This is a genomic window from Aeromonas sp. sif2433, assembly GCF_019218705.1.
GTDB classification, from domain to species: domain Bacteria; phylum Pseudomonadota; class Gammaproteobacteria; order Enterobacterales; family Aeromonadaceae; genus Aeromonas; species Aeromonas encheleia.
The window spans coordinates 64,877-89,743 of record NZ_JAHUXD010000002.1 but is presented as its reverse complement, the minus strand read 5'-3'; the positions used below and the strand labels follow the sequence as shown (position 1 = coordinate 89,743).

The following is a 24,867-nucleotide window of genomic DNA, read 5'->3' as shown; positions in this document are numbered from 1 at the left end:
GTTATTCTCCCTCTGCATACGGTGACCAGGCCGGTTTTGGTGGCTCGGGTGGTTCGTCGCCAGGTAACTGGTATTCATCCCGTTTGAATGTGAGGTTGAGCCAGTCACGGGCACCGGGGTTCGCTTTGTCATAGTGGCAACCCTCGGCAATCCACAAAATCTTGCCGGTGGTGGCGCACAAAATGGTGCCGCCGTAGGCGACGAAAACAGGCTTTTTCTTCATGACAAGGCGTCCTCTTCCTGTTGATAGGCCAGCGAGATCGTCAGCGCCCTCTGCTCTGTGTTCAGCGCCTCCAGGCGGGCCAGCCGCTGGGCATAGTTGTGATTGCGCAGATCGGCGACTTGCGCCTTAAACTTCTCTTCGCTGAGCTGGCCAGCGCGATAGGCACTTTCGAGTAGTGCCACGGCCCGTTCGACGGCGCGAAGCACCGTACCTTCGTTGCGGCCATCACCGATCTGCTTGAACTCGTCGCCCAAGCGGTTATTGAGGTGGATCAGTGCATCAGGCCAGAGCGCCAGCGGCACGGGGTCCAGCCAGTCGGTCACGCGAAGAGTGGAGGCCGGAGTAAACAGGGGGGAGAGTTCCTGATAGCAAGCCGCGCGTTTCTGGGCGTTGGCCTTTGCCAGCGCGGCCTCCACCTCAGCCTCCACTGGGGTCAGCATTACCTTGCTGCAATGCCCTGGCGCACTGGTCGCACCTGGCCAGTTGCGGCTCACGATCAGCCGATCACCCCGCAGTCGCACATATTGGCCGCCGGCGTTGATGATGCTGCCGTGCTGCAGCAGGGCGGCGTTGCTCACATAAAGACCCATTCGGCTCAACTCCTTAGCCAGAGTGGATCCTTTAATCCCTGATTTGGATCCTTCCGTACAGTTATTGACAGAACTCCAAGGGGCGCAGCTGCCGCTGCTCAAGGGCAGCTCGCTGCGCTCGCCGACTGCATGCTCGCGCTGCTCGCCCAAACCCGACACCGCGGCTCCCTTGCGCACTATCTGCCAGCCTTCGGTACGGGTGACGGCCGTGGTCATGCCGACGTCGGTGATCAGCCCCAGCAGCTTGAGCACGTCCTCGCCGTATTTGTTGGCGGCTTCGTCCAATCGCTTGGAGAGGCGGATCAGGTGTTCTTTACGGGGAGCATCGATGCCCCCCATGGCCTTGATGAAGTCGCCCCAGCGGTTGTGGTCAGCAGCGTGGCGGGCGGCTTCCAGCACGCAGTCCCACTCGATCACCTCGTCGCCCAAGCGGCGCAGCTCGCGCCACACGCTCACGGCAGGGCCGCCGATCTGCTGGAACTGGCGGATGCGCCAGCAGCTGGCCCAGGCGGCCACGGCGATAGTGGTGTGGTCAATGGGGGCTTCGGCCTCGTAGTCCATCCCCACCTTGTGGCCGTCGATGTTCTTGGCGATGTACTTGGCGATATAGCCAGTTGCGCTCCCCTCACTCTCGTCGATGAACTTCCAGTTCACCCTTGGGTTGATGGCCTTGACGACAGCCTTGTCGTTCACATCCAGCAGCCACTTGATGCGAGGCATCTTGTTACGGGTTGTCATCTTGGCCAGGTGATCGAGCTGGCCGCCGTTTGGCATCTTCAGTTCGCTACGATCGGTATCGGTGAAGTGATAGGTGAGCAGGGTCAGGAAGTCGCGCTGATGCTCTGGGTTGATGAACAGCAGGCAATGCCAGTGAGGGGTACCGTCGTGGTGTGGCTCCACCACCCGAAATCCGAAAGCCATGATCCCCTCGCGGGCCAGTGCGGCCCGAAAGCGGGCCCACTGTTTGCACAGCAGGCGGTTGGTGATGGTTGGGGTGCTACCGTTGAACCCCTCATTCTGATAGGTCTTTGAGCTGTCTTTGCTGCCCTGGCGCCAGGCGTGAAAGCTGGAGGGAGCAGTCAGGGTCAGAAACAGGCCCAGTTTGCCCTGTTCCTGCGCCATATCCTCAAAGCCCCGCATGCGCACCATCAGCTCATGACGGCGGATCTCGGGGTTGGCCACGGATGCCATGATTGCGTCAGCCAGATCGATCTCTTGCCCCAGCTCCTCGTTGACGGCGGTCATGCCCGCCATCCATGCCTGTTGTGCCGCTTTGCGCTGGGTGAACTCGCGCACCGCATGGGCGCTGGCGTAGGGGCTGACCCCCTTGCGCACCTGCCCGGTGAGGATGGCGATCAGCTCGCAATAGATGGCCCAGGCTCGATTGATTTTGCGCAGCCACCAGGACTCATCGAGCAGGCGCACCAGCAGGCTGGCGGCGGTTTCTTCGAACTGCTCCACGGCATCGGCCAAGTCATCCCGCTCTGTCTGAGCCAGGGGGCGTCGCAGCAGGCGCTCGACCTTGGTACGGGGGTGAATCGGCAGGGTGGGGCAGAAATGCCACGCTTGTGCCTGCGAGCCCAAATCGGCCAGCAGCTCGGCGGCGGTGCGCTCGTTGCCCGCCATTGTCAGCAGCTGTTGGCAGCGGCGTGCCCACTCGGCGGCAACCAGTTCACGGCGTACGTCGTTGCGCAGGTCGACCACCGGGATCGGGAAGCGGGCCGCCGCAGCGGCGCACACGTCAACGATACGCCGCAGCCAGACATTGGCGGTTTTTGGGTTGGCGGGGTAGCGGCGCAGGTAGGTCTTGGCCAGCGGTTTGGCAACATGCCATTCGACGCGGGCCAGTTGCTCGGCAGCGCCGGCCATATTGGTGGCATGGATGCCGACCAGGTAGTGCTGGGGCAGCTGGATGCCCTGCAGGTTGTTGATGGGTTCGTTCACTTGCACACCCCGCATTTGCCAACTGTGTATTCGTTCGGTTGCAGGTAGCGGCCGCAACTAGCGCAGGTCGGTACCATGTCGAGGGTTGCCAGCCGATCAGACCAGCAGGTGGTCTCACAGAAAAACAGGCTGGTCATGCGGTTGCCGGACAGGATGACCGGGCGTACATGGTTGAACTCGCCGCAGCAGCTGCAGAGCATCGAGGGGCGAGCAGCAGGGGCGGCCTTCACCACGGTTTCGCTGGCGGCACGTGCCAGCGGCCAGCAGCGTTCGACGCAATAGGGGTAAGACCTGCGCCCATGACGGCCTGCAACCGGTAGGCAAACGGCGTTCTGGCGGCACTTGGTGCAGGGCTCCAGCGTGACGAGATTGCTGTTTGCAGGACGCAGGACGCCCAAAGCCGGGGCAAGCCCGGCTGGTTTTTGATGGGTCATTAGATGGCGCCTCCGGCATAGAGGGACTGGATTTTGCGAGATGCTTGGCGGGATGCGAGGCGGGTTTGACGGCACAGGGTCAGATGGGTTCTGGCCGGGGTGCGCTGGCCGTGGGGGCCATCTTTGCGCAGGTCGAGCAAGTCGAGTTGCAGGCCGTGCAGGCGAGCCTCGGCGGCCAGCATGTTGGTGACCCATTGGTCGATGACTTGTTGGTGGCTCATTTAATTGTCTCCCCCAGGCCGTGGAGCGGTTCGCAGTCTGCCCACCACTCGGCGATCTCATTTGCCAGTGCCAGCTCGACGTTGGCGGTGGCCAGCCAGTACACGGCGCGGATGGCGCCCAGTGCCAGCAGCTCCTTGGTCACGTTGCGGTTGCGCGTGGCATCGCTCCCCGAACTGGCGAACTCATCGACGGCTGCCTGCCAGTGCTTGGTCAGCTGGCTGACCGGTGCCGGTGGCTGCATATGGGCAGGGCCCGCCTCGGTGGTGCCCAGTGCGTCTTGTGGGGCTTCGAGTTCAAACAGGTCGACAGTCATACCCACCCCCCTTTGGTGTTCAGATGTGACCACAGCGAGCGCCAGGCGTAGGCGTTGGCGGTATTGATCAGGGTTGCCTTGTCGTCAGGGCGTTTTATGTGACGACGACCAGCCGCTCTGGCCAGACGACTATTGAGTTCTTGCACATTGCGTAGTGCCTTTGGAATCGATACAGTCTGCATATCAGTTACCTCAAATTGCTGATGGAAACCCCGCTGGTGCTGTAACACCGTTAAAGCGGGGTTTTTCTTCTTTAGGTTTTCAACACATCCAAGGAGAGAGTGATGTTCGACATCAAGTACCATCCCGAAGCTGCGAAACCTGTTTTTCATGACAAACTGGCAAAATTCGTTAAGAAAGAAGTCGACGATGGCCCTGATTACCCACTCGTCGTCGAAAATGAATCCGGTCAGGTTTACTGCACCATCAAGGCCTATGGGTTGGGCAGTTTCGTTGCAATTGACCAATTCCTCGGCGGGTTGGGATTGCGTGATAAGTACCAAGGCACAGGTCGAGATGGTCACTTTGTCGTGATCAAATAACCTCTCCTTCAGCGGCCTTCGTGGCCGCTTTGTTTTGTGCTTTATATCCCCTCATGTCGCGCAATGGCGGCCATTGCCTTGGGGATGTAAATGCTGAAATCAGCCCTTAAACCTGCCGCTATAGCCTGCTTATTGGCTTCTCTTGCCAACACTGCCCCTTTCGCTTCGCGCAGGTGGGAAGGGGTATTCATCAGTCCTTGTTCGACGTACTTGGCGATGTATCCGATAGCTGGCTGTTGGATGCTCTGCATGTGTGTCTCCTTATTGCCCGTTTCCGGGCACCTTTCTCATCGCCGCAATGCGGCTTTCCAATATGCCGGCCTGCTCGGTGAGCAATGCCCGGCGATTGTTCTCGTGTTCTGCCTGTTCCAACTCGCTGCGGGTCGGTCCCTCACTGCGGCGGATGGATCGGTGCCACTCACGGCGGTGCAGCACGCCCCCATCGAATTCGTGCAACGTGGTCAGCAGTTCGCCCAGGGCGAGGCGGATCGCCTCTTGCTGGTCAAACTCGAACTGGTCCAGCTCCTGCCCGGCGGCGGTGGTCGATACCCCGGCCGCATAGCAGATGACGGCCCGGGCCTTGGCCGGCAGGCGTGACCAGCGGCTGGCCGCCCCATTGCGGCCGAGCTGGGCGCGGATTTCTGCCAGTGCTGCGGCTGCAGCGCTGGTTGGTTGAACGAGCTCGAAAACCTGTGCGGTGTTCATGAGGTGGCCCTCCGGTTATGCCTGCAGCAGCTGGGCCAGCCAGTTCGGGCGAGGTTGCTGGCGTGGCGCAAAGCGCAGGGTGCCACGGCGGCCCTGGCTGTCTTCCAGATAGCTGCCATCAAAGCGGGTGGTGTTGCGCATCACCGGCTCGACCTGTTCGCTCACTGTCACGGCGCGGTTAAACAACAGGGTTGGCAGCGGGATCAGCTCCGACTGCTCGGCGCGAAGCTTGCTCATGGTGTCACCTTGAACGGGATGATCTTCGCTAGGGGCTGGCTGTTCTGGCCCGAGCCTTTACTGATCGGCAGCACAATGGCCGGGTTGGGCAAGGCGCTGGGGCTGATGGTGGCGATGATCTCGAACGCCGCCTTGAAGGTGTGGCCACAATCCACATTGCGGCATTGATAACTGGCAACCCCAGTCAGGGGCGACATTCGACGTGAAGTGCGAACGGCGCTGCTATGGCCACAGTGTGGGCAAATCAATCTCATGTCTGGTCTCCTATGCGCCGAGGGCTGCGCGGGCCATATCGGCAGCACACGCAAGACCAGGGACGGCGTGAAAGCGGTCTTCGACTTCGGTAGCCAGCAGCACCAGGTGCTCTATGCCCACCCACAAGCCGCCCACAACGGTGTTTCGGTTGGATTTGGTGACACGGTCACCGGCGAGGATGGTGGTGGCCTGAGCGGTGACGCCCAGGATCTGGGCGCCCGCATTGAGAGCTTGCTGGGCACGGGCTTCTGGTGCGATGGCGGCACCAGCTGGGAGGCGAACGGCTGTCAAATCGCAATCAAACAGCAGCCCATCAAACAGCGTGTCATCGCCGGTGGCACGGTAGATAACCACCAGATCACGCCCGGTCAGTTGATGTGGCTGATCAGGGTTGAGCTTGTTGCGCAGCATCTGCTCGCCTAATCCAGTCTCTCTCGCCACATCGGCCAGGTTGTAACGTGCGGCGAAGAGCGCGCATGCCGCGTCGAAGTGATGCTGTTTGGATACGATCTGTTCAAACATGGTGCTAATCCCCCTGCTTGCGCGACACTCTGGGAGTGCGCACAGGCTTGGCCGCAGGCACTGTTCCTTGTTGGTTCATGGCCTGCTGGGTGTAGAGCACCAGGTTGATCAGCACTTTTTCAGCGCGTCCCTGTTTGGGCATGATGGGGATACGCCCGGCCCGCACGTAGTTCTCCACCGTGCGCTGGGTCAGGCCGGTACGCTCAGAGAAGCTCTCGACCGTGCAAACCGGGGTATCGATATGGATAGGGGCAAGGATCATGAGTGCCTCCTGTCAGTTACGCACGGTCTGGCGCGGTGGGGGATGGCTTGGCCTTCAACTTGCCGCCGGTCAGCACTTCAATCTGGTAGGCGCGGCCTTTGGGAACGTTTTGACCCCATTGGGAAACGGCGCTCTTCTTGATGCCTAGTGCATCAGCAACGGCGGCCTTTGTGCCGAAGTATTCGACTGCTGATATGGTTTTCATTTACACCTCACAGTTTGGCATGTTGAACATGTCCAATTAACTTAACATTTCGTAAAGTTAAGTCATCTGGACATTTTGGTCAAGCACTCTGGACCTTAAATTGTTTAGATTACTGAACTATGAAAAGTGAACGCATTAAAGAACTCAGGAAAAAACATGGGCTTACCCAGCAGAAGCTGGGTGAACTCATTGGTGTGAAAAAGTCATCTATCTCTCAATGGGAGAACGATGAACATTCACCTAGCGGGGATAACCTGGCTCAGTTATCCAAGGTGTTTGGGGTGTCGGCGCACTGGCTTTCAACGGGGAAAGGTTCGCCAGAGCTATCAAACGTCGAACCGGCCGTGATCCCTCAGGGGAACCGGGTGCCGATTTTGAGTTATGTCCAAGCGGGCAACTGGCGGGAGATATGCGAGCAGGCAACCACCTTCGATGGCAATATCGAGTATGTGGCTGCCAGTGTTGATGTCGGGCCCTGTGGCTTTGGTCTCTGGATCCGTGGCAATTCCATGACCCCATTTTTCAATGAAGGCGACCTGGTCATTGTTGACCCCGATGAGTCACCTCGTCCTGGCGACTATGTCGTAGCCAAGAACGGCGGCGAAGAGGCCACCTTCAAGAAATACCGGCCCCGCGGCATCGACGAGAACGGGCAAGAGGTGTTTGAACTGGTCCCCCTCAACGACGATTACCCCACCATGCACTCCGACCGGCAGCACATCGAGATCATCGGCGTCATGGTAGAACACCGGATTTTCAGAAAACGATAAGGGCGCTAATGCGCCCTTTTTGCATTGTCAGGCTTTAGCTGGTGCAAGCATCAGCAGTCGGGCATGCCTTAGCAGCAGGCATTGAAAGGCAAAGTGCTGAAGTTGATCGAAGGTGTGCCAATGAAGGCCAGTACAAGTGATGGGATAGCTATCTTGGTGAATTCGCAGCATGAGCTGGCGGCATAGAAGCGCCGAGATTGCGCAGAGTGCCAGATAGATAAACAAAGTAAACCGTCTGACAAGACCTCTGGGCGTCATGGTCAGTACAACGGCATCTGTTCGAGGATGTCTCGCAAAGTATGTGAGGGGTGTTGAATGGCAAACTACAGTGAACATGGCGGCGTAACCTTCTGGGTTTATGGTGATGCATCAGATATGACGCAAATGCTGCGTCAAGCGGGACTAAGCCACGGTGCCCGGCATTTGTTCAGTTCAAACACCCCGCATTCTATTATTGAACTGCTTGGTAGTCTTGTTGGAGTGGCTGTCCCTGTCGCAGGAATTATTGCCGCATGGCTTCACAATCGTCGTAAAGGATGTATCGAGGTTGTGAAGAAAGATGGTTCAAAAATCTCACTACAGGGTTTAACTGAGGCACAAATCGCAGCAGTTCTGGCCAATGATGATTTTACGAATTTCATCCTTGATGCTAGAGAAGATAAGTGAATACGGTGAGACATTCCCTACATTTTCGAATTAATTCAGTACTAATCGCTCTCTACTATTTTCTATTTTTATAGAATTGTAAATATCCGCTAAAGATAATTTATGGAAGGTGACAATGGAACTTCATGCTTACACTAGAACTATATCAGATCTTCTTTCGGTAAAGAGGAAATATATAGTCCCAAGATTCCAAAGAGGCTACTCCTGGACAAAGGAACAAGTGTTGGAATTATGGGATGACATATTGTCAAATATAAAGCATAACAAGAGTGGATACTCAAATGAAGAGTATTTCATTGGGGCGCTGGTCCTAGTGGGAAACGAGAAAAGCATAGCTTATAAAATAGTTGATGGACAGCAACGATTGACCACGCTAACGATATTGCTGTCTGTTCTTTGCGATCAATTTAAAACTATTGGACGTGATAATTTAGCCAATGCTATATATGATAATTTCATTGCTGGTACTGATGATAATGGTGAGCGTTACTTCAAGCTAGAGAATGAAACACCTAAGCCATTTTTTCAGGTTAATATTCAACATATTGATAAAACGCCACTAACACCAAGTACAGAAGAAGAAAAAACATTATCAACTGCATATAATGAACTGAGCATGCTCGCATCTATTGATGGTTTAAAAGCAAAAGGTGTTTTAGCTAAGTCAGCTGGTACTGATGAACATGAAGCTTTCTTGAAGGCTTTACGTGAACAAGTAATTAACTATCTTAAAGTTATTTTTATTACTGTTAATGAAGAAGAAGAAGCTTATACAATTTTCGAAACACTAAATGCTCGAGGTATGAACTTGAGCTGTGTTGATTTAATAAAAAACAAGTTATTCAATGAACTAAAAGATACCCACCCTGATGATGCAGCCAAGACAACATGGGCCAGTTTGAGAAGTAAAATATCATCTAGGGATGGTGTAGGCAGCTTAGAAAACTATGTTCGCCATTGGTGGATCTCAAAATACTCTTATGTAAGCGCTGAGAATTTATACAGTAAATTTAAGTTAATGTGGAATAAAGGAGGAGTAAGTGCGAAGGATTTCATAGAGGAACTAAGAAAAGATGCCGATCTTTATGTAAAGATATCATCCCCTCAAGTTGAAGATTTTAAACAACAAGAAGAACGCTATATATATAAGACGCTAATGGCATTCAAGACATTTGGACTTAGTCAGCAGAGGCCATTCCTGCTCAGCTTGTTAAAAGCTAAAGAGCGGAAGTTGATTTCTAATCGGGATGTTAAGAGGGCACTTAACTTCTTGGAGTCATTTCATTTTAAATTCAATGCAATATGTTCGTTAAGACCATCAGGAATAGAAAGTAGCTATTCCCGTGCGGCTAGAGATATGCAACTAGCTGTAACGAAAGTTGATGTTAAAAAGGTTGTCGCTGAACTAATAGGTAAGCTGAAAGAACGCGAGCCAGAAAAGGCTCTGTTTAAAGATAAATTCTCTGAAATTAAATTTCATCGTGAATTTACCAAGCAAAAGAAACTAGTTCAGTATATTTTAAGTCGCTTTGAGGGTAGTTTTACAGGTAGCGTAGAGCTCACACCAGAAGACATTACTATTGAGCATATTTTACCACAGGAAGTAGGTAAGTCAGATCCCGCTCTGCTCGACGTAATTGGAACTGTCGGAAATCTAATACCACTTGGAGCAGAATTAAATAAAGAGGCTGGCAATAAAACGGTAGATTTAAAAATTGATATATATAGAAAGTCTGATTTCAAAATGACATCTGATTTTGTCAAGCGCTATAAATCACCGTGGGATCCTAAAAGCATCAAAGATAATAATTTAAGATTAGCAGATATTGCGTATGAAAAAATATGGCGCATAGAGGCATAGTATACTTATTATATTCTGACCTAGAACAACACTAGATCATTACTTAAAACATAGGGATGTCAGCCGGTGGCTGGCATTACCTATAAAACTACTTAAACTCGGGTCTGCGATCAATGGTATTGGTTATTATAGACATGGGGAACTACGATCTAGACTAATTGGTAAAGCAGCTAGCACCACTACCGCTGTTCTCACCTCCACCGTTACTCCCACAATCCCCGGTAGGGGGAGGGCTTGAATCACGCGATAATGCACAGGCAGCCAGCATCAGTTGAGCCGCTATCAGGCAAATTTTCCATATTTTCATGACCATGTCACTAACTACTTGGCTTGCCCAGTGGCCTGGCTGAACAAGTTGGCCGAGCTGGGCAAGTAGCCAATGAGTTTAGTCCACTCACATCCCCTTCATGTATGACGCCGTCTCAACCAAACACTGCCAATGACCACTGGTTGCTGTATATAATCACAGTGTTTTGGTGGAGGGACTATGGCAGTAAGAAAGCAAACATCTGGCAAGTGGCTGGCCGAGATCTACCCGGAGGGGCGACCGAGCAAGGCAAACCCCAACGCGCCACGAGTGCGCAAGCAGTTCGCCACCAAGGGCGAGGCGCTGGCATTCGAGCGCTTTGTGCTGGATCCGGACAAGGGCAAGCCCTGGCTGGAAGGGCAGGGGGAGCCAACCGATGGCCGGCACCTCTCTGATCTGGTGGCACTCTGGTTTGGTCGCCATGGCCAGAGCCTGCGCGATGGTGAGGCCCGCAAGTCCAAGCTGCTGACAGTCTGCCACTCCCTTGGTGATCCGCTGGCGGTCAACTTTTGTGCCCGTGACTTTGCGGCCTATCGTGAGGCTCGCCTCTCGGGCGATATTACCGATCGGCGCGCCATCAATCAGGAGAAGCAGGGCGTCACCCCCAACACGGTGAACCGTGAACATGCCTACCTGCGAGCGGTGTTCAATGAGCTCAAGCGGCTAGGGGAGTGGCAGGGTGAAAACCCGCTTGATGGCCTGCGAGCCTACAAGGTCGCCGAGGCCGAGCTCGCTTTTCTTTATCCCGACGAACTCAAGCGCCTGCTGACCGCCTGCGCCGAGAGTTCAAGCCCTGATCTGCTGATGGTGGTGAAGCTATGCCTCGCCACCGGCGCCCGCTGGTCTGAGGTGGAAGAGTTAACCCAGTCCCAGGTATCCCCCAACCGAGTGACCTTCACCCGTACCAAGAGTAAGAAGAGCCGCAGCGTGCCCATCAGCCCCGCACTCTATGCCCAGTTGCCGAGAAAACGTGGCCGCCTGTTCGGCGACTGCTATCGGGCCTTCGAGATGGTGGTCGAACGGGCAGGGCTGGAGCTGCCTACCGGGCAGAATACCCACGTCCTGCGCCATACCTTCGCCAGCCACTTTATGATGAACGGCGGCAACATCCTGGTGCTGCAGAAGATCCTCGGCCACTCCACCATCGCCATGACCATGCGCTATGCCCACTTCGCCCCCGACCACCTGGAAGATGCGGTGAGGCTGAACCCGCTGGCGATGATTAGCTCAAGCTGAAGTCATTATGTAAAAATAAACTCTTATATTTCAATGCATTGAGTTACCCTGTATTACAGGGTGTTGACTTCCCTGTAATACAGGGTAACCTTTCTCCCTGTAATACAGGGTAATGGTGCTCTGTATGAAACAGGCTTGGACTTGATTTTAGTCCAATGTGATAGGAGATGATTTATGACGATGATGACTAACAAACAGCTTCAACTCTTGGGGGCCACACACGGGGCTTACTCAGTCGTTACTGAGCGAGAAGCAACAGGTGACAGAAGCGTAACATTGGATGTGGATGAAAAGTTTGTCCTCTCTCAGAAGATACCTTTGAATTCCATCGTACGACGTGGTGGTGCTGTAGATAATAGACCTGAACGGAAATATTTTTTATTCTTCAATTCACCTAATGTTTTGAACTTACCAGCTATCGATATTCCTATCGTTCACCCTAAAGCCGCAGGGAATGAGATTCGTCTTTATATGCAAGGTAACAGAGGATTTTTCGGAAACCAAGATGATGTTTTTGTGATCTTCTGCAGGGCTAACGATGCATATCCTACCGTTGGTTTTATACCTTCTGCTAGATGGGAAGGGTTTTGGGCTAATTTAAACAATGCATCGGAAGTTATGTCAGTGCTTGCCAGTCAAGATACTGATGACTCTTCTTATCAACAGAACCTTCTGGCCTCTCAAGCTGGAGTCCCTGTTCAACAGGTGCGAAATGTTTTCACTCGGGATCCGCTGATTGCGAAAGCTGCTATCGAACAGAGTAACTTCACTTGTGAAATAGATCCGCTTCATCAAACATTTATTTCTCCTGTAACGGGACGAAATTTCATGGAGGCTCATCATCTGATACCAATGTCACAGCAAACCTCCTTCCATATTGGCCTGGATCAGCCAGCTAACATTGTTTCATTGTGCCCATGTTGTCACAGGGCTATCCATTTGGGGCAGTCAAGTACCAGGAGGAAGTTGTTGCAGAGCCTCTTCAATAAGAGAGAGAACGTTCTTCAGCAAATGGGTGTTAACTTTGAGAGGTTGTGTGCATTGTATGGGGTAGATAGCTGATCGCTTTGATGGGTTTTGAAAGTGGGGGGACCTATAGTTGTTCGCTGTAGAACTTCCCACCATAGCCTTCGGAACGTGGCTATTGAATAGCATCATAATGGCGACAGAGTGGCGACAAAATTTTCAATGGGTGGTCGTTTTTGACCATCATTGGTTTACTAACCCTTTGATTTATATGTAAGTGGTTGTTTTCATTAGGGCGCATATCAGATTTAAAACCCCTCGCTTTTCGAGGCGTGCCGGTTCGATTCCGGCCTCAGGCACCATTAAAATCAAAGACTTACGAAGGCCGCTAGCGATAGTGGCCTTTTTTGTTTGCTCTCAGTGTCCAGATTTGATCCACGCAGATGTTTTAATGTGGGCCGGGCGGCCAGCGCGGCCAGCGCGGCCTGCTTGCCGGTGAAGCCCATCACCACAGAGATGAAACCGTCTTTGGTCATTTCGGATGCCCCTTGTTGAAAGAACACCGCTATGCTCAGCCGGTCGCGATAAGCAGAGCCAAATATGGCACCAGATTGAACAGCAGAACCCCGATTTTATAGACGGCGACCCCCATGTAGTGGATGGCATCGAAGCGCTCCTCGGAGAGGTGGAACCAGCGACTGTGCAGTCGGTACATCCAGCCGTGGGCAAACACAAATGCGGCAAACCACCCCAGCAGGATGAGATAGTTGATGATCAGGCAGCCGAGCAGGAATGCCTTTAGAGTGTGCAGATCCATGACTATGTCCTGTAGTGCCCAGAGAGAGGCGCCGGTGTCAGCCTCAGGCGTGCATGGCGCCAACACCAGCTTGAAATACACGGGTGACCATCACTTTGGTGATGGAGTGGTCAACATCGACATGCCGAACTGTGCTTTGGGCTCATCGGTAAAGTAACCACCGCCCATGCCCCCGCCGCCACTGCCCTTACCGCCGGCATTGCTTCCGTCATCCCCGCTCGGGGGAGGCGTCGCCCCGCCATTGGAGGCGCAGGCTGCCAGCAAGAGTTGTGCTGCTATCAGGCAAACTTTCCACATCTTCATGACAATCTCCTCAACTGCTGAGCTTGCCCAGTGATCGGGCTGAACGAGTCGGTCGAGACGAGCAAGCAGGTAATTAGTTTAGTTCACGCAGGTCCCCTTCATGCCGGACGGCGCCGCGGTTAAACAGGCCCGATGAGGGGTAATGGCGGTATGTCGGTGGCGTGGGAATGGCAGTCAGCGCGCAAACCTTGGGCAAGTGGCTTACCGAGATCTATCGCGAGGGGGGCGGGCAAGGAAAAGCCACCGATATCACGAGTGCGCAATCCGTTTGCCAGCCAGGACGAGGAGCTGGCGTTCGAGCGCGTTGGGCTGGACCCGGACCAGGGCAAGCCCTGGCCGGAGGGGCAGGTGGAACCGAACGACAGGCGGAGCCTCTTCGATCTGGTCGCATTCTGGTTTGGTCGCCATGGGCATGGCCAGAGCCTGTGCCATGGCGAGGCCCGCAAGTCCAAGCTGCCTACCTGCGAGCGATGTGCAACGAGCTTAAGCGGCCAGGGGAGTGGCAGGAGGAAAACGCCCTCGATGCCCAGATTCTTTCCCCACGGATTTATTCCTGCCGTGTTTCCAGCTTCACGTTCAGTCGAAGGCGGTAGGTGTCGCCCTGATGGGAGATCGTTCACCGCTAGGAAAGCGGTCTGGTGCTGTGGCTTATCGTGCGGGTTCTGTAGTGGGCATGGCGCCTTGATCCAGCCGTCATCCATCAGCAGATGGCATCTATATCCTATCAACGGTCCATCCGAGGCTATCCATTCAATATCAGTGGCAGACACGGTTGAATAGAACAAAAAATACTCAGAAATCTGCTGCGGACTTGGCACGGTGGATCGGGTTTCAATCGCGGCGATGCATCTTGCCGTGCGCCGCGCCACTCGCCACAGGCTCAATCAGCCCAGCTCCCATCGAATCAATCCGATAGCGCACCACCGCTGTGGCAGGGCCACAGTTTCACGGGGGAAAGGGGAGTATCAGGCTGGCGAGGCCATCATCAGGCGATGGTATCCGAACGAGCTCATTCCCCATGCATGGCCTCGTCTTGGGCGCCGTCCCTTGCGCGCAGAGCGGCAGAAGCTGACGTACGCTTGACGCTTTATCACAAAAGGAGCCGCCCGCTTGCACATCAACGAAGTCAGATCAGACAGGGACGAAAATTGAACGAACACAAACCTCAAGGAATCCATCATGAGTGTGCTCAATGTAAAATATGTGCTTATCGGCACCATGGCGCTGTTTTTAGGCAGCTGTGATACCGAAACCATGGTCCCCGTGCCCGGTGAGGGCGGTGGAGGTAATGGAACAGATGCAACCCGGATCACCAGCCTGCAAGTTACCCCCTCAGAGAGCCGCCTCCCGGCAGGATTACAACAACAATTTATTGCCAAGATCACCCTGGATGATGGCTCGATAACAGATGCCACCCATGACGTGATCCTTCAGTGGAGCAGCAGTGACGCCAGCATAGTCACCGTCGATGCCACTGGTCGTGCGACCGCTGTCGGGGCCGGGATAGTCACCATCAACGCCACGGGTATCGAGAATGGCAGGGTATTTGAGGCCAGCGCCCGGCTGGAGGTGACAGATGCCGTCGTCACCGATCTGGCCCTCACCCCCACGGCTGCCGCCAGCATGCCGCCCTCGGATTCACAGCCGATTGTCCTCACCGTTTTTGCCGCTAACGCGACACTCTCAGATGGCAGCCTCCTGGATCTGACCAACAACCCGGCCCTGAACTGGAGCAGCAGTGATGAGGCGGTGGCCACCGTCAGCAACGTCGCCGGCAGCAAAGGGGTGGCGACCGCCGTGGGGGCGGGCATCACCACCATTACCGCGAGCGGGATGCTCAATGGGCAGAACTTCAATGCCAGCGCAGACTTGGCCGTGACCCCGTGACTGACGTTGTGGTAACGGGTAATACCCTACCAGTGTGACCATGACGGCAGAGCGCCCGCTCTGCCATTCGTCCCCCCTAAACCCCCTTCGTTTTACTTCCCGTTGCAGATCCCAGCAGGGTCAGGTCGTGCGTTTTCGAGGGCATCGCCATTGGCTTCATCACGCCGCCTATCTGGTCATGACGCCCCAGCCCAGCTGGTGCCCGGGCGGCGCAGAGTGCGACAGGCTGCCCCCGTGATGCGGCTCTGAGGATGGCAGCTCTTTATGCGGCACCATCGGCCAGGCGGTGGGGCGGTCAGGCAGATGGAAGAAGGCCCCAGATCCTGGGGCCTTCTTTGGTTGTTCCTCGCTAGCGAATGCTAATCCTCGAAGAGGAATTCCAGCAGCAGCCTCCTTCTGGGTGAGCCGCTCCAGGCCTCCAGCACACACAAGACCTCGTTGTGATCGGCGCCGAAGAGGGTGGTGTCTGCTACCAGCTCCTCGATCACGCCGTCTTGCTCGCACTCTTCGCGCGACTTGCCGCTATCGGTGATGAGTTTTCGCAGACGCGCTCTCGCCTGTTCGGTCATAGGCACCTCCCGACCTGGTCTGCAGAGTGGGTTTATTCAATGATAGGCAAGGGCGGGCTGGCCAGCGTCGGGCCGATCCCCTCACCCGATAAGCTAACCGGGCGATGCGCCGGCCATGGCTCGAGATCCTCCTGTTCAAAGGGTTCGCATCGGGCATCGGGCATCGGGCTGGGCTAGAGTCGGCCTTCTGGATTTATCGTCAGGCGAAACGAGGGGGAAGCACACTCATGCTGAGAGTCATAGCGCAGGATTTCATCAAGCCGGATCGTATCGAGGAGGTCATGCCGCTGTATCGGGAGCTGGTGGAGAAGACCAGGGCGGAGCCGCTGTGCATCTCCTATGAGCTGTGCATCGATCAGAAGGATCCCGGGCACTTCGTGTTCCTGGAGGCGTGGCCCGATCGGGCGGCCCTGGATGCCCACTGCGCCACCGAGCATTTCAGGCGGCTGGTGCCCCTGATCGATCGGCATCAACGGCTGCCCGGCACCTACCTGCTGATGGATGCGTTCGCGTGATCCCCTGGCCAGGCGCTCAGGCTGGCGCAGCGGCCATAAAAAATCCGAAACACCAGGTTTCGGATCTTGGCCCTGGGGGAACACAGGGATGGCGCCAGGGGGAGTGGGCGGCTCAGCTGCGCACCTTGTTGTAGATAAACAGCACCATCAAGGCGCCCACTGTCGCGATGAGAATGCTCGGCAGGTTGAAGCCGTTGACCGTACCCATGCCGAGCAGGGTGCTGACATAGCCGCCCACCATGGCACCGATCACCCCCAGGATCACCGTCATGATAAAACCGCCCCCATCCTTGCCCGGCATGATCCACTTGGCCAGGATGCCGACGATCAATCCCAATACGATCCAGGTCATAAAGCCCATAACGTCGTCCTCATTGTGTGCAGAAAACCAGAGTATACGCAGGGATCTGCATTGCATCGCACCCCGGACGGGCATGGCTCATCAATGGCCATATGAGAACAATTCCCCCCTGACTAACTGAGGGCGCGGGTCTCGAGCCGCTGACCAGCGGGGGAACAGACCAGGATAGAGCCCTGTTCGAACCAGTCCCCCAGCACGATGCGGCGGGCAGGCGCCCCATCGAGGCTGAAGTCGTGGATGGCGGGTCTGTGGGTATGGCCGTGGATCATGGTGCGGCACTCATGCTGTCTCATCAGCTCATCGACCGCCTCCGGGGTGACGTCCATGATGCTCCGATGCTTGTTGGGGTTCTCGGTCCCGCTTTGGCCGCGGATCTTGTGGGCGATGGCCTGACGGCGGCGAAGGGGCAGGCGCAGGAACAGCCAGCGCAACCATCTGAGGTTTACGATGCGGCGATACTTCTGGTAGTCGACATCATGGGTGCAGAGCATATCGCCGTGGCTCAGCAGCACCCGCTCGCCATAGAGTTCGATGACGCAGGGATCGCCGAGCAGGGTCATGCCCGCGCGCCTGGCAAACTGCTTGCCCAGCATGAAGTCGCGGTTGCCGTGGATGAAATAGATGGGCACCCCTTGCTGGCTCAGGGTCAGGAAGGCGGTGGCCACCTCCTGATGGAGCGCCGTGAGGTCATCGTCGCCAATCCAGAATTCGAACAGATCCCCCAGCACATAGAGGGCATCGGCGCCGGGGGCGTCGTGTGCCAGAAAGCGGACCAGCGCGGCCGTCATGTCGGGGCGGGCGGCACAGAGGTGAATGTCGCTGATAAAAAGGGTGGTCGTCATGGTGCGCTAAGGATCCCGAAAGAGGCTGGGTGGGTCATGGGGTAGGTCGCCAGTTTAACCGAGCAAGGTCCGTCCCCTCCAGCGTCAACAACGCCAGATAGGGATCGCCCGCCAGGCCGAGCAGCTGGCAGATGGCCGCTTCGCCTTTCAGACCCTGCGCGAGGCGAAGGTGCAGCACGGCCCGATGGAAGTCATGGCCGAAGTGCTCGAGCAGGGCCGCCATCAGGCTGAGATGGCGCCAGCCGTGCAGGGTCTCGAGCCGCTCCTGGGTGACATAGAGCTCGACGGGCCAGGGGTGACCATCGGCGCCAGCCAGGGTTTGCTCCAGCAACCAGACGCCTTTGGCCAAAGCGCGGTGCTGCCAGCCCCGTTCGGCCAGCAGGGCGGCCAGCGCGGCGGGATCCCTATGCCGGCAGAGGATATCGAGATCGCTGCCGGGCCTGTCGAGGCCTATGGTCAGGGTGCTCACCAGCGCCAGGTCCTGGCACAGCTGCCTCAGCTCATCCCACAGCCCCGCGGTCAACAGGGCATGGGCCGAGCGCTGGCGTGCGTTGCCAAGGGCCAGGTAGTCGAGGCGGCGCCAGTCGGGGCGTGCGGCGCGCGCAGATGGAAAAACTGCGGCCGGGGCCGCAGTCGTTTCATCTGGCAGAAGTCGACAATCAGTCGGCAAGGGTCACCTTGGTGATCACCACGTCTTCTACCGGCACGTCCTGATGGACACGGCCACGGTTGCCGGTCTTGACGCTCTTGATCTTGTTGACCACGTCCATGCCGGCACTCACTTCACCGAACACGCAGTAGCCGAAGCCCTGGCTGGTGGCGGACTTGAAGTCGAGGAAGTCGTTGTTGTTCACGTTGATGAAGAACTGGGCGCTGGCAGAGTGCGGCTCCATGGTGCGGGCCATGGCGACGGTGCCAATCTTGTTGGACAGGCCGTTGGCCGCTTCGTTCTTGATGGAGGCGCGGGTGTCTTTCTCTTCGAAGCCGGGGGCATAGCCGCCGCCCTGGATCATGAAGCCGTCGATGACGCGGTGGAAGATGGTGTTGTCGTAGTGACCGTCACGGCAGTATTGCAGGAAGTTGGCCACGGTTTCCGGGGCCTTGTCGGCGTGCAGGGTGAGGGTGATGTCGCCGTGGTTGGTGTGCAGAGTAACCATGATATGTCCTTTCAAATGTTGCGCGGGCACGAAGGCGGCTCGCGGCTGTTGCGTGGGCTATGGCCTAAAGTGGTGGCAATTCTAGCCCATCGGGGGCCTGCGGCATAGATGGCACGCAGGATCCGGCGCGTTTTCTGCCTCGTTTTCTCCACCGGATGCGGGTAGAATGGCAGGCCATTTTACTCACAGGCAGTGGTCATAAGATGCTGAAGATATACAACACACTCACTCGTCAAAAAGAAGAATTCAAACCTATCCACCCGGGCAAGGTGGGCATGTATGTGTGTGGTGTCACTATCTATGATCACTGTCATATCGGTCACGGTCGCACCTTCGTCGCCTTCGACGTGGTGGCCCGCTACCTGCGTTACAGCGGCTACCAGCTCAACTACGTGCGCAACGTCACCGACGTGGATGACAAGATCATCAAGCGCGCCGCCGAGACCCGAGTCACTTGCGACGATCTGACCGAGCGCCTGATCGGTGACATGCACCAGGATTTCGATGCCCTCGGCATGGTGCGCCCGGACGTCGAGCCGCGCGCCACCCAGCACATCCATGAGATCATCGAGCTGGTCGAGACCCTGATCGCCAAGGATCACGCCTACGTGGCCGACAACGGCGACGTCATGTTCATCGTCGAGTCGTTCGCCGACTACGGCAAGCTGTCCGGTCAGGATCTGGAACAGCTGCAGGCCGGCGCCCGGGTCGATGTGGTGGATGCCAAGCGCAACCCGCTCGACTTCGTGCTGTGGAAGATGTCCAAGCCCGGCGAGCCGACCTGGGACAGCCCCTGGGGCCCGGGTCGTCCCGGCTGGCACATCGAGTGCTCCGCCATGAACTCCAAGCACCTTGGCAACCACTTCGACATCCACGGCGGCGGCTCGGATCTGCAGTTCCCGCACCACGAGAACGAGATCGCCCAGTCCTGCTGCGCCCACGGTGGCGACTACGTCAACACCTGGATGCACAGCGGCATGGTGATGGTGGATAAAGAGAAGATGTCCAAGTCCCTCGGCAACTTCTTCACCATCCGCGACGTGCTGGCCCACTACGACGCCGAGAGCGTGCGTTACTTCCTGATGTCCGGCCACTATCGCAGCCAGCTCAACTACTCGGAAGACAACCTCAAGCAGGCCCGCGCCGCGCTGGAGCGGATGTACACCGCCCTGCGCGACCTGCCTGCCGCCGAGGCCGCCGGTGGTGACGAGCAGGTGGCTCGCTTCAAGGAGGCGATGGACGACGACTTCAACACCCCGGAAGCCTACTCCGCCCTGTTCGATCTGGTGCGCGAGATCAACCGCCAGAAGGCCGAAGACCTGACCGTGGCCGCCGGCCTCGGTGCCCGTCTGCGCGAGCTCGGCGCCGTGCTCGGCATACTGCAGCAGGATCCGGACGCCTTCCTCAAGGGCAATGACGCCGATGAAGAAGTAGCCGAGATCGAGCAGCTTATAGCCCAGCGCAACCAGGCCCGCGCCGACAAGAACTGGGCCGCCGCCGACGCCGCCCGCAACCGTCTCACCGAGATGGGAATCGTGCTGGAAGACAGCGCCGGCAAGACCAGCTGGCGCCGTGCCTAAGGCTGGTTGCTCTGTTGGCTGAAAGGTCAGCCCAATAAAAAAACCGCAGCCCTTGGGCTGCGGTTTTTTTTGTGGCCTGCCGAAGCCTCGGCATCCTTCGGTCTGATCCCCTCGCCCCTTGCGGGAGAGGGCCAGGTGAGGGGAGCTAACCTCTTTGGCTCGCCAGTCTGGCGACAAGCCGACGGTTTTGGTTTCAGCCTAAAAGAGGCGAGGGCGGTGCCCTCGACAGGGTTTCGCCCGCCCTTCGGGCTGGGGCGAGTGACTTTGGAAAGACCCGCTCTCTTTGGCAAATAACACCAAAAGTCTTCTCCCCCGGCAAACCGCCCGCTTCGCGGGTTCCCTCGTCTCGTCCAACGGGTCGGACGGAGCGCCGCAGACGGCACTTTGGCCTACGCCATCCATGGCTTCGGCCAAAGTCCGCTTCGAACGTCCCTGTTCTCGCGCCAAATCGGGGTCGAGCAGTGCTCGCCCTGATCCGATTTGGCCCATATGCCGACTGCGGCTGCGCCATCATCCCTGATGGCGCTCCTGACCCGTTGAACTCGACTCGGCGGTTTGCAGGGGGACCAATACCGTGCCCGCCCGTGGCTTTAGCGTTCATGTTGGCCGCCTATTTCGCCGAAGGGGGAGATCAGTGCAAGGGGTTGGCGAAATAGGGTTTTGGTTTGGGTCAAAGCGTGTTTGGGGAATAGAAATAAAAACCGCAGCTCAAGGCTGCGGTTTTTATAGTTTAGGAGGCTAGTTGTGGAATTTTAGGTTTTTGGATAAGCAGGCATCGTTGTTGAATGCTTTTTATCCTTGTATCATCGTTCCCATTAGCTAATTCAAGTATTGACTGTATTAGTTTTGCATATTTTAGCTCATCGGAGTGATTACCATTAACCCGCCAAACTAAAGCGCTGGTCATAAATAATTTATAAAGCTGCTCTACATCATTATCATTTTCTAGTACTTGCCATAAGATCTCGTGACATCGATTGAAAAGCTTGTCTAATCGTTGCATAAACAAGTAACTATAAGCACTTAACAAGCTCATTCTATCTTTGGCATTAAGTGAGATGCTGGAATTCGATCCAATTATTCCATCAAATTTTATTAGCATTGCACGTATTTTAGTGTAAATGCTATCCTCCGATGATATTACTTTGTTCACATATTCCATTTCTTGGTCTTTTAATAATCCGGCAAGTTCTAAACTAATATTATTTGCTATATTAACAACCCCGCTACCTCGGGCTAGTTTCTCTATTTTCTTTAGTCTGATAATTCGCTCTTCCTTTGGCAGTTTAGTTGTGAATATTTTTTCTCCTAAGAATCTACCATAAGATTTTTTCGGTGATTCAGCGCGTAATTTTTTAGCAAAAATGTAGGCTTTTTCATTGTTTGAATGAGAGTATGATAAAGCTAAAGTATGCATTGTTCTTTCATACAAATCTTTATTGTATAATTTCTTGTTTCTCTCTATATCTTCAAATATAGGCTCTAAAATTGAGATGGCAACATCCTCTTGCCCAAGCATGCGCATTCCTTCTGCAAGGAAATAATTAATCCATAATGCATCGATTGTATTTTTGGCTATGTTTAAATTAATTATTTCTTGTGCAAAGGCAGTAACCTCTTTAAACCTGCTCTTATCCTTTAACAGAGTGCAGTATGCAACCATTGCTTTAAGAATAGTGTCGGTGTCCTGTGACAATTTCATTGCATGTTTTAGTTCTGAGATTAAAAGAATATGGGCATTCCCAGGGGAAAAATCCATATAGTTAAAAACCATTTTAGATGTAGATACAAGATCTGTTCGTCCTTGCTTCCAACATTCTCCTAGAATTAATGACATGGCATTATGGCGTTGACTATGAAGTTCCTCGGGGTCCATTAGTGAAATGACATAATCTTTAACTAGAGGGTTGACTCTGTTTATTTTTACCCCTTGAAAATCCTCTATGTCAATTGGGTAAATTAGATCCATATCTATCAAAATAGCAAAGTCAGATAATGTGAATCTATATGAATAGTAATGTCGCATTATATTTCTAGCTTGTTCGCCATACTCTATGATACTCAATATTTTCAATAGTTCATATAGTCTGGCGTTCTCATCTTTCTCTGCTCTTGAAAGTGCTGAAATCTTATCTAGAAGATATTTAGGGATGCTATCTGATGAGTCATTTGGCATCAGATCAAGTTCTCCATGAGCATCCTCTAATACATGTTCTAGTGATGTAAACTCTAGAAAGTTTTTTATTAAATCCAGCTTGGCTGGTAACCCTGATGATTTATGACATAGGCGTTCAAGTGACGAAACACTCATGTTTCTTGATTCAGGAATAATGCGGATGTATTCTTTTACATCAACGATATCAAGATTTTTTAATCGAATTTTTTCATTTGAAAGATTACAATCTTTACTGACAATAAATATTCCATTTATTATGCCCCCATAATCTCTAATAATATCTATTATGCCATTTAGGTAACTTATAACATCATTGTTCGTATGTATTATATTGTCAAAAATAATAACTAATCGACTAGATTCTATTCCACCTGCTGCCAACATTGTGAAATCAACGCCAACATCTTCTCTGATTTTATTTTCAATTTGCTCTTTATTTTCTGCAGTGGATAAATCGGTTCTTAATTGTGTATATCCTGATAAGTTGTCTGAGAAAAGGGAAGATATAAAACCAAGTTTTCCATATCCCCACCCGCAAATTAAAGTGAGGCTGCCATCTTTTTGTAAAATATCAAAAGCATCTCCCTGCTCTGATAATCTGATTGTTTCATGTGATGGATCAGGAGGATTGGGAAATGGTTTTATATAAAAATCATTTCTTTTTTTGCTAGGTGGAGAATATAAATCAGAGAGTGGGATTATTTTTGTCCTTACTTCGCCTTCTTTATGGTCTGGTCTTGCAGAGTCGAACAACTCAATTCTATTTATTTTATTACATATATCTTCAAACAAAACTTCACAATCAACACCCTTATAAATATTAAATCTTCCTTTTAATATTGCAGGTTGAAGGGTGGAAATTAATTTAGCGTTATTTTCTCTTATTTCAGATTCATTTTCATTAAAGAATGCCCACCTGACTTCATATTTACTTTTGGGGGCGTTTACAATTTCGGTTAATGTAAGGTTGAATATATCATCCCAACCACCATATCCAATTATATATAGTTTGCTTTCTGAAAGAATATCTTTTAAAGATTCTTTTAACTGAGTCCTAGTCGCTAATAACTGATTAGGAGTATGCATAGTATCTCCAGAGTAAAACCCATGAAGATGTATAATATTAACAGCGTCATTATTATATGAACCAAAACTGCTTATATTTGAATCGCAATCTAAAACTATTTTGTTTACGATGATATCGTTTTTTTTGAGAGACTCTTCTAACAATGGGTCAAAGTTAGTCGTAAATATGTGACTTATATTAAAAAGCTTGAGTTTAATTAGTTTTGTTAGATCTTTTATGGTTTTTGTGATCTGCCATTCATCTTTATTTTTTGCTTTATCCATGATTCTATTCATGATGGCCTGCAGATCAGATTGCTCTCCTACAGATAGTAGGTAATCAAATATTTCTTGATAACCTTTTGAACCTGATGTGTGTTCTTGTATCTCTTTGTAGTCCTCCAACATGCCAAATTCTTCTAGATATTCTTTTATGATTTCAATTGTCGCATCTACACCTGGTACGCCTACACCATCTTTGGACACACTTATTGCTGAACCAAAAAGAAAAGTGATTTTCCTATTTCTTTTTATATCGTTAATCAGTGATGTCACTAAACGTTCATAGCTTGATATATTCATTAGATAAAATCCTTTACTTATCTTGATGGCGTAAGGCCGTAGATACGCTTAGCGAAGTGTAAGCTTAGTTCGAGAAATCAGGTTATATTACGGCTAAATGCTTACTATCGAGGCTTCAATATAAGGCTATTTACAATAGGGTGGAGTATCGCTTTCTACCGTAATGGTGTTCACTTTTTTATCTATGCAGCCAAGCTGATTGCAGTTATTGCAGGGGGGCGACAATCTGGCCTCGCCGTGCGGTGGGCGAGGGGCCGGTTCAGAGATAACAGCTCTCCCGATCACTACCCCGAATACAGAGGGGGCTGTTAGCTGGCCTCGGGGCTGCGGGTTGGGTGTTGCCCCCTGTTGTTCGCCGAGGTGAGGGCACAAGGTCAGGAGCGCCGTCATGGACGACGGCGCAGACGCAGGCGGTACAGGGATGTACCGTCTGCGTCGTTCCGCCAGACCTTTTGCCTGAACCGAGGGCACCCGACGAAGGAGGGCGAACAAGTGGGGGTGGCCTTTCTTTTGGTGACTTTTCTTTGGCCACGCAAAGAAAAGTCACTCGCCCAAGCCCGAAGGGCGGGCGAAACCCCGTCGAGGGCAGCGCCCTCGCGTCTTGCGCGGCGAAGCCGTGCCATTGAGACGTGGGGCGGCATTCGTCAGGCAATGCCGCTACCCACCCCTCACCCTAGCCCTCTCCCGCAAGGGGAGAGGGGATTGTTACCGCGGACGATTACGCTTCGCTAATCGACCCTACTGGCGAAGCCA

At 53.6% G+C, this 24,867-nt stretch carries 30 protein-coding genes; 9 read left to right on the top strand and 21 right to left on the bottom strand.

Annotation, left to right across the window (positions count from 1 at the left end; translation table 11 throughout):
- Position 1: 1 nt before the first annotated feature.
- Genes KW825_RS03370 through KW825_RS03350 form a run of 5 tightly spaced genes read right to left on the bottom strand, consistent with a single transcriptional unit; the run spans position 2 to position 3,726 of the window.
- Positions 2-223, bottom strand: coding sequence for a hypothetical protein (locus KW825_RS03370; protein WP_218328227.1), 222 nt, complete (start codon positions 221-223; stop codon positions 2-4).
- Positions 220-2,757: a replication endonuclease gene (locus KW825_RS03365; RefSeq protein ID WP_371315770.1), complete on the bottom strand. Its 2,538-nt coding sequence runs from the start codon at positions 2,755-2,757 to the stop codon at positions 220-222. Before KW825_RS03365 ends, KW825_RS03370 begins: the two co-directional genes overlap by 4 nt.
- On the bottom strand, positions 2,754-3,191 hold the full coding sequence (locus tag KW825_RS03360; RefSeq protein ID WP_256353756.1) for a hypothetical protein: 438 nt from the start codon (positions 3,189-3,191) through the stop codon (positions 2,754-2,756). Before KW825_RS03360 ends, KW825_RS03365 begins: the two co-directional genes overlap by 4 nt.
- Complete coding sequence (locus KW825_RS03355) at positions 3,191-3,412, bottom strand: hypothetical protein (RefSeq protein WP_218328226.1); 222 nt, start codon at positions 3,410-3,412, stop codon at positions 3,191-3,193. The genes KW825_RS03360 and KW825_RS03355 overlap by 1 nt, the downstream gene beginning before the upstream one ends.
- Positions 3,409-3,726, bottom strand: coding sequence for a hypothetical protein (locus tag KW825_RS03350; protein WP_218328225.1), 318 nt, complete (start codon positions 3,724-3,726; stop codon positions 3,409-3,411). Before KW825_RS03350 ends, KW825_RS03355 begins: the two co-directional genes overlap by 4 nt.
- Positions 3,727-4,010: 284 nt before the next feature.
- Here KW825_RS03350 and KW825_RS03345 point away from each other — a divergent pair, with 284 nt between their 5' ends.
- The gene (locus tag KW825_RS03345; protein ID WP_218328224.1) at positions 4,011-4,268 is read left to right on the top strand and encodes a hypothetical protein; all 258 of its coding nucleotides are present in this window, start codon (positions 4,011-4,013) and stop codon (positions 4,266-4,268) included.
- 41 nt (positions 4,269-4,309) lie between these two features.
- Here KW825_RS03345 and KW825_RS03340 read toward each other — a convergent pair whose 3' ends face one another.
- From KW825_RS03340 to KW825_RS03310, 7 genes are all read right to left on the bottom strand, one after another.
- Positions 4,310-4,519, bottom strand: a complete 210-nt coding sequence (locus KW825_RS03340) for a hypothetical protein (RefSeq protein WP_218328223.1) — start codon at positions 4,517-4,519, stop codon at positions 4,310-4,312.
- A 10-nt stretch (positions 4,520-4,529) separates the two neighbouring features.
- Positions 4,530-4,973, bottom strand: coding sequence for a hypothetical protein (locus tag KW825_RS03335; protein WP_218328222.1), 444 nt, complete (start codon positions 4,971-4,973; stop codon positions 4,530-4,532).
- A 15-nt stretch (positions 4,974-4,988) separates the two neighbouring features.
- Positions 4,989-5,210, bottom strand: coding sequence for a hypothetical protein (locus KW825_RS03330; protein ID WP_218328221.1), 222 nt, complete (start codon positions 5,208-5,210; stop codon positions 4,989-4,991).
- Positions 5,207-5,407, bottom strand: coding sequence for an ogr/Delta-like zinc finger family protein (locus KW825_RS20715; protein ID WP_371315769.1), 201 nt, complete (start codon positions 5,405-5,407; stop codon positions 5,207-5,209). Before KW825_RS20715 ends, KW825_RS03330 begins: the two co-directional genes overlap by 4 nt.
- 67 nt (positions 5,408-5,474) lie before the next feature.
- Positions 5,475-5,987 carry a phage regulatory CII family protein gene (locus tag KW825_RS03320; RefSeq protein ID WP_218328219.1) on the bottom strand — a complete coding sequence of 171 codons (513 nt, stop codon included), beginning with the start codon at positions 5,985-5,987 and terminating at the stop codon, positions 5,475-5,477.
- Positions 5,988-5,991: 4 nt separating this feature from the next.
- The gene (locus KW825_RS03315) at positions 5,992-6,249 is read right to left on the bottom strand and encodes a regulator (protein ID WP_218328218.1); all 258 of its coding nucleotides are present in this window, start codon (positions 6,247-6,249) and stop codon (positions 5,992-5,994) included.
- 16 nt (positions 6,250-6,265) lie between these two features.
- Entirely contained in the window at positions 6,266-6,454 is a 189-nt protein-coding gene (locus KW825_RS03310) for a Cro/CI family transcriptional regulator (protein WP_218328217.1), read from the bottom strand.
- A 119-nt stretch (positions 6,455-6,573) separates the two neighbouring features.
- Between KW825_RS03310 and KW825_RS03305 the strand changes: the two genes are divergently transcribed.
- The 5 genes from KW825_RS03305 (at position 6,574) to KW825_RS03285 (ending at position 12,356) form a co-directional block, all read left to right on the top strand.
- Positions 6,574-7,224, top strand: a complete 651-nt coding sequence (locus KW825_RS03305) for a LexA family transcriptional regulator (RefSeq protein ID WP_218328216.1) — start codon at positions 6,574-6,576, stop codon at positions 7,222-7,224.
- A gap of 315 nt (positions 7,225-7,539) precedes the next feature.
- On the top strand, positions 7,540-7,890 hold the full coding sequence (locus tag KW825_RS03300; protein ID WP_218328215.1) for a hypothetical protein: 351 nt from the start codon (positions 7,540-7,542) through the stop codon (positions 7,888-7,890).
- Between the two features lie 115 nt (positions 7,891-8,005).
- The gene (locus tag KW825_RS03295; protein WP_218328214.1) at positions 8,006-9,751 is read left to right on the top strand and encodes a DUF262 domain-containing protein; all 1,746 of its coding nucleotides are present in this window, start codon (positions 8,006-8,008) and stop codon (positions 9,749-9,751) included.
- 487 nt (positions 9,752-10,238) lie between these two features.
- On the top strand, positions 10,239-11,294 hold the full coding sequence (locus KW825_RS03290) for a tyrosine-type recombinase/integrase (RefSeq protein WP_218328213.1): 1,056 nt from the start codon (positions 10,239-10,241) through the stop codon (positions 11,292-11,294).
- A gap of 174 nt (positions 11,295-11,468) precedes the next feature.
- A complete protein-coding gene (locus KW825_RS03285; RefSeq protein ID WP_218328212.1) occupies positions 11,469-12,356 on the top strand; it encodes an HNH endonuclease in 888 nt (295 codons plus the stop codon).
- Between the two features lie 272 nt (positions 12,357-12,628).
- On the opposite strand, the gene KW825_RS03280 is transcribed toward KW825_RS03285, so the two are convergent.
- The 3 genes from KW825_RS03280 to KW825_RS03270 form a co-directional block, all read right to left on the bottom strand.
- A complete protein-coding gene (locus tag KW825_RS03280; protein WP_218328211.1) occupies positions 12,629-12,796 on the bottom strand; it encodes a Rha family transcriptional regulator in 168 nt (55 codons plus the stop codon).
- A gap of 35 nt (positions 12,797-12,831) precedes the next feature.
- On the bottom strand, positions 12,832-13,077 hold the full coding sequence (locus tag KW825_RS03275; protein WP_218328210.1) for a DUF6868 family protein: 246 nt from the start codon (positions 13,075-13,077) through the stop codon (positions 12,832-12,834).
- A gap of 90 nt (positions 13,078-13,167) precedes the next feature.
- Positions 13,168-13,380 (bottom strand): hypothetical protein, encoded by a 213-nt coding sequence (locus KW825_RS03270; protein WP_218328209.1) that lies wholly within the window; start codon positions 13,378-13,380, stop codon positions 13,168-13,170.
- Positions 13,381-14,559: 1,179 nt separating this feature from the next.
- Here KW825_RS03270 and KW825_RS03265 point away from each other — a divergent pair.
- Positions 14,560-15,267: an Ig-like domain-containing protein gene (locus KW825_RS03265; RefSeq protein ID WP_218328208.1), complete on the top strand. Its 708-nt coding sequence runs from the start codon at positions 14,560-14,562 to the stop codon at positions 15,265-15,267.
- Between the two features lie 359 nt (positions 15,268-15,626).
- On the opposite strand, the gene KW825_RS03260 is transcribed toward KW825_RS03265, so the two are convergent.
- A complete protein-coding gene (locus KW825_RS03260) occupies positions 15,627-15,842 on the bottom strand; it encodes a hypothetical protein (protein ID WP_218328207.1) in 216 nt (71 codons plus the stop codon).
- A gap of 221 nt (positions 15,843-16,063) precedes the next feature.
- Here KW825_RS03260 and KW825_RS03255 point away from each other — a divergent pair, with 221 nt between their 5' ends.
- Entirely contained in the window at positions 16,064-16,351 is a 288-nt protein-coding gene (locus KW825_RS03255) for a putative quinol monooxygenase (RefSeq protein ID WP_218328206.1), read from the top strand.
- A gap of 112 nt (positions 16,352-16,463) precedes the next feature.
- Here the strand turns inward: KW825_RS03255 and KW825_RS03250 are convergent, their stop codons facing one another.
- From KW825_RS03250 to KW825_RS03235, 4 genes are all read right to left on the bottom strand, one after another.
- Positions 16,464-16,712: a GlsB/YeaQ/YmgE family stress response membrane protein gene (locus KW825_RS03250; protein WP_042654674.1), complete on the bottom strand. Its 249-nt coding sequence runs from the start codon at positions 16,710-16,712 to the stop codon at positions 16,464-16,466.
- A gap of 113 nt (positions 16,713-16,825) precedes the next feature.
- On the bottom strand, positions 16,826-17,554 hold the full coding sequence (lpxH, locus tag KW825_RS03245; protein WP_218328205.1) for a UDP-2,3-diacylglucosamine diphosphatase: 729 nt from the start codon (positions 17,552-17,554) through the stop codon (positions 16,826-16,828).
- Between the two features lie 34 nt (positions 17,555-17,588).
- Entirely contained in the window at positions 17,589-18,224 is a 636-nt protein-coding gene (locus KW825_RS03240; RefSeq protein ID WP_218328204.1) for a DUF4269 domain-containing protein, read from the bottom strand.
- Positions 18,214-18,711, bottom strand: coding sequence for a peptidylprolyl isomerase (locus KW825_RS03235; RefSeq protein ID WP_042654677.1), 498 nt, complete (start codon positions 18,709-18,711; stop codon positions 18,214-18,216). The genes KW825_RS03240 and KW825_RS03235 overlap by 11 nt, the downstream gene beginning before the upstream one ends.
- Before the next feature lie 203 nt (positions 18,712-18,914).
- Between KW825_RS03235 and cysS the strand changes: the two genes are divergently transcribed.
- Positions 18,915-20,291 carry a cysteine--tRNA ligase gene (cysS, locus tag KW825_RS03230; protein WP_218328203.1) on the top strand — a complete coding sequence of 459 codons (1,377 nt, stop codon included), beginning with the start codon at positions 18,915-18,917 and terminating at the stop codon, positions 20,289-20,291.
- Positions 20,292-21,021: 730 nt separating this feature from the next.
- On the opposite strand, the gene KW825_RS03225 is transcribed toward cysS, so the two are convergent.
- Positions 21,022-24,114, bottom strand: a complete 3,093-nt coding sequence (locus KW825_RS03225; protein WP_218328202.1) for an SIR2 family protein — start codon at positions 24,112-24,114, stop codon at positions 21,022-21,024.
- Between the last annotated feature and the right edge of the window lie 753 nt (positions 24,115-24,867).

Bases quoted from the DNA above. Each gene is read 5' to 3' on its own strand.
- KW825_RS03370 (WP_218328227.1), bottom strand. From the start codon at position 223: ATGAAGAAAAAGCCTGTTTTCGTCGCCTACGGCGGCACCATTTTGTGC.
- KW825_RS03360 (WP_256353756.1), bottom strand. From the start codon at position 3,191: ATGACCCATCAAAAACCAGCCGGGCTTGCCCCGGCTTTGGGCGTCCTG.
- KW825_RS03355 (WP_218328226.1), bottom strand. From the start codon at position 3,412: ATGAGCCACCAACAAGTCATCGACCAATGGGTCACCAACATGCTGGCC.
- KW825_RS03350 (WP_218328225.1), bottom strand. From the start codon at position 3,726: ATGACTGTCGACCTGTTTGAACTCGAAGCCCCACAAGACGCACTGGGC.
- KW825_RS03345 (WP_218328224.1), top strand. From the start codon at position 4,011: ATGTTCGACATCAAGTACCATCCCGAAGCTGCGAAACCTGTTTTTCAT.
- KW825_RS03340 (WP_218328223.1), bottom strand. From the start codon at position 4,519: ATGCAGAGCATCCAACAGCCAGCTATCGGATACATCGCCAAGTACGTC.
- KW825_RS03335 (WP_218328222.1), bottom strand. From the start codon at position 4,973: ATGAACACCGCACAGGTTTTCGAGCTCGTTCAACCAACCAGCGCTGCA.
- KW825_RS03330 (WP_218328221.1), bottom strand. From the start codon at position 5,210: ATGAGCAAGCTTCGCGCCGAGCAGTCGGAGCTGATCCCGCTGCCAACC.
- KW825_RS20715 (WP_371315769.1), bottom strand. From the start codon at position 5,407: ATGTCGCCCCTGACTGGGGTTGCCAGTTATCAATGCCGCAATGTGGAT.
- KW825_RS03320 (WP_218328219.1), bottom strand. From the start codon at position 5,987: ATGTTTGAACAGATCGTATCCAAACAGCATCACTTCGACGCGGCATGC.
- KW825_RS03315 (WP_218328218.1), bottom strand. From the start codon at position 6,249: ATGATCCTTGCCCCTATCCATATCGATACCCCGGTTTGCACGGTCGAG.
- KW825_RS03310 (WP_218328217.1), bottom strand. From the start codon at position 6,454: ATGAAAACCATATCAGCAGTCGAATACTTCGGCACAAAGGCCGCCGTT.
- KW825_RS03305 (WP_218328216.1), top strand. From the start codon at position 6,574: ATGAAAAGTGAACGCATTAAAGAACTCAGGAAAAAACATGGGCTTACC.
- KW825_RS03300 (WP_218328215.1), top strand. From the start codon at position 7,540: ATGGCAAACTACAGTGAACATGGCGGCGTAACCTTCTGGGTTTATGGT.
- KW825_RS03295 (WP_218328214.1), top strand. From the start codon at position 8,006: ATGGAACTTCATGCTTACACTAGAACTATATCAGATCTTCTTTCGGTA.
- KW825_RS03290 (WP_218328213.1), top strand. From the start codon at position 10,239: ATGGCAGTAAGAAAGCAAACATCTGGCAAGTGGCTGGCCGAGATCTAC.
- KW825_RS03285 (WP_218328212.1), top strand. From the start codon at position 11,469: ATGACGATGATGACTAACAAACAGCTTCAACTCTTGGGGGCCACACAC.
- KW825_RS03280 (WP_218328211.1), bottom strand. From the start codon at position 12,796: ATGACCAAAGACGGTTTCATCTCTGTGGTGATGGGCTTCACCGGCAAG.
- KW825_RS03275 (WP_218328210.1), bottom strand. From the start codon at position 13,077: ATGGATCTGCACACTCTAAAGGCATTCCTGCTCGGCTGCCTGATCATC.
- KW825_RS03270 (WP_218328209.1), bottom strand. From the start codon at position 13,380: ATGAAGATGTGGAAAGTTTGCCTGATAGCAGCACAACTCTTGCTGGCA.
- KW825_RS03265 (WP_218328208.1), top strand. From the start codon at position 14,560: ATGAGTGTGCTCAATGTAAAATATGTGCTTATCGGCACCATGGCGCTG.
- KW825_RS03255 (WP_218328206.1), top strand. From the start codon at position 16,064: ATGCTGAGAGTCATAGCGCAGGATTTCATCAAGCCGGATCGTATCGAG.
- KW825_RS03250 (WP_042654674.1), bottom strand. From the start codon at position 16,712: ATGGGCTTTATGACCTGGATCGTATTGGGATTGATCGTCGGCATCCTG.
- lpxH (WP_218328205.1), bottom strand. From the start codon at position 17,554: ATGACGACCACCCTTTTTATCAGCGACATTCACCTCTGTGCCGCCCGC.
- KW825_RS03235 (WP_042654677.1), bottom strand. From the start codon at position 18,711: ATGGTTACTCTGCACACCAACCACGGCGACATCACCCTCACCCTGCAC.
- cysS (WP_218328203.1), top strand. From the start codon at position 18,915: ATGCTGAAGATATACAACACACTCACTCGTCAAAAAGAAGAATTCAAA.
- KW825_RS03225 (WP_218328202.1), bottom strand. From the start codon at position 24,114: ATGAATATATCAAGCTATGAACGTTTAGTGACATCACTGATTAACGAT.